We start from the raw sequence: 2,058 nt of genomic DNA, 5'->3' as shown, positions 1-2,058 counted from the left end.
TGAGCAGGACGCCGACACCGAGGAGGATGACTCCCACGGGGTCGAGATCCCTGCCGCCTGCGACGCTCTTCGCGTCCTCATCGACGGCAGGTCGCCATGCTCCGGCAGGCAGCCAGACCCGGGCAAGGACGAGAGAGGCGATCGCGAAGGGCACATTGACCAGGAAGGTCGCCCTCCAGCCGAGGTCGCTGCCGAACAGTGCGATGAGCGCGCCGCCGAGCACCGGGCCGATGGCCACCGACAGGCCCACGGTGGTGCCCATCAGCCCGAAGGCACGACCGCGCGGCGGACCCTGGAAATACTGCTGCAGCAGGCCCACGACCTGCGGGTTGAGGAACCCCGAGCCCAGCCCCATGGTCACGCGGGAGATATTGAGCGTCAGCGGATCCGGGGCGATTCCTGCGACCAGCGAGGAGAGCCCGAAGAGACCGACGCCGATGACGAACAGCTGGCCGCGCCCGAAGACATCGCCGGCCCGTCCGGCAGCGACGAGGACGACGCCGAAGGACAGCGCATACCCGGTGAGCACCCATTGCAGGGCCGAGGTGGAGGCATCGATGCCGGCGGCGATGGAGGGCAGGACGACATTGATGCTCGAGACCGACAGCAGGGACATGAAGAGGGGGACGAGGCCGATGATGAGGATGCGCTTCTGCGTCTGCGTCATCGTCGTGCGCTCGCTCACTCAGTCTCCCCTGATGGTGAAATGTCCCTTATGGTGATTCATCTCCGATTGGTCTCATCATACGTTCGGAGATGGTCCTACGACGGTACCCTTCAGTGCGCACCGGCAGGCACCCATCCGAGAGCCGGTGCGACATGCTCTGCGAACGACTCGAGGAGGTGCAGGTTGTAGTCGACGCCGAGCTGGCTGGGGATCGTGAGCATGAGGGTGTCGGCGGCTTGGATGGCAGCATCGGCCTGGAGCTCCTCGATCAGCTTGTCCGGTTCACCCGCGTAGGTACGGCCGAACGTCGAGCGTGTGTCGTCGATGATGCCGATCTGATCACCCTGGCCGGGGCCACGCCGACCGAAATAGAGGTCGTCGAGATCGGTGGTGATCGGGAAGATGCTGCGGCTGACGGACACTCTCGGAGTCCATTCGTGCCCCGCGGCGCTCCATGCCTGACGGTACCTGGCGATCTGCTCGGCCTGCAGGTCCCCGAATGCGGCACCGGTCGCCTCAGTGAGCAGAGTCGAACTCATCAGGTTCACACCCTGCTGTGCCGCCCATTCGGCGGTGGAAGCAGATCCAGCACCCCACCAGATGCGGCGTTCAAGGCCAGGGGAATGCGGTTCGATGCGCAGACGCTTCCCCGGACCGAACTGCTGCGGATCGGCCGGGGCAAGTTCCTCGCCGCGGATGGCGCGGAGGAACCGATCGAACTTCTCCCTGGCCATGTTCGCGGCTTTGGGTTCGGTGTGATCCTCGTAGCCGAAGGCCTCCCATCCGCGCAGGGCCGGCTCGGGAGATCCGCGGCTGATGCCCAGCGCCACTCGCTGGTCGGAGAGCAGGTCGAGGGCGGCGGCCTCCTCGGCGAGGTGAAGCGGGTTCTCATACCTCATATCGATGACTCCGGTGCCGACCTCGATCCTGCTGGTCTTCCCGGCAATCGTCGACAGCAGCGGAATGGGCGAGGCTGCCTGGGTCGCGAAATGATGGACCCGGAAGGAGGCGCCGTTGACGCCGAGTTCGTCGGCGCCCACTGAGATCTCAACAGCATCGCGCAGCATCTGCCCGGCGTCGAGGTCGCCGCCGTTGTCATAGTGACCGAAACTGAGGAATCCGAAAGACTTCATGCCAGATGAACCCCCTTCAAGAGGCACATATTCCTCTTCGTCTCGACGCGTGCCGAGGTCCGCTGCTTCCGTATGGTTTGCACTCAAATTGTCGGCATCAGCGGCCTCAAAATGCATACGTGGTGTTCTTGAACAGTGCGTATGAATTTTGAACCCGCGGGTGCTGGCGTACCGGAGTCGGCTCCGAGGACTCTCCGGCAACGACGAAGGCCCCGTCCGTGATGGACGAGGCCTTTGCTGCTCCCCCGGCTGGGCTCG

General features: G+C 64.7%; 2 protein-coding genes. Both read right to left on the bottom strand.

What is annotated here, in order from left to right; genetic code table 11:
* Positions 1 to 667: MFS transporter (locus AD89_RS0117580; protein WP_035321527.1), on the bottom strand; the 667-nt coding region annotated here is incomplete at its 3' end.
* A 110-nt stretch (positions 668 to 777) separates the two neighbouring features.
* The gene (locus AD89_RS0117575; protein WP_025780975.1) at positions 778 to 1,800 is read right to left on the bottom strand and encodes an LLM class flavin-dependent oxidoreductase; all 1,023 of its coding nucleotides are present in this window, start codon (positions 1,798 to 1,800) and stop codon (positions 778 to 780) included.
* Positions 1,801 to 2,058: the final 258 nt, after the last annotated feature.

It is taken from the genome of Brevibacterium sp. VCM10 (assembly GCF_000583215.1).
GTDB classification, from domain to species: domain Bacteria; phylum Actinomycetota; class Actinomycetes; order Actinomycetales; family Brevibacteriaceae; genus Brevibacterium; species Brevibacterium linens.
This window is presented reverse-complemented; position numbering and strand designations above follow the sequence as displayed.

What these genes read in the sequence shown, in the direction of transcription:
- AD89_RS0117575 (WP_025780975.1), bottom strand. Translation starts at nt 1,800, where the DNA reads ATGAAGTCTTTCGGATTCCTCAGTTTCGGTCACTATGACAACGGCGGC.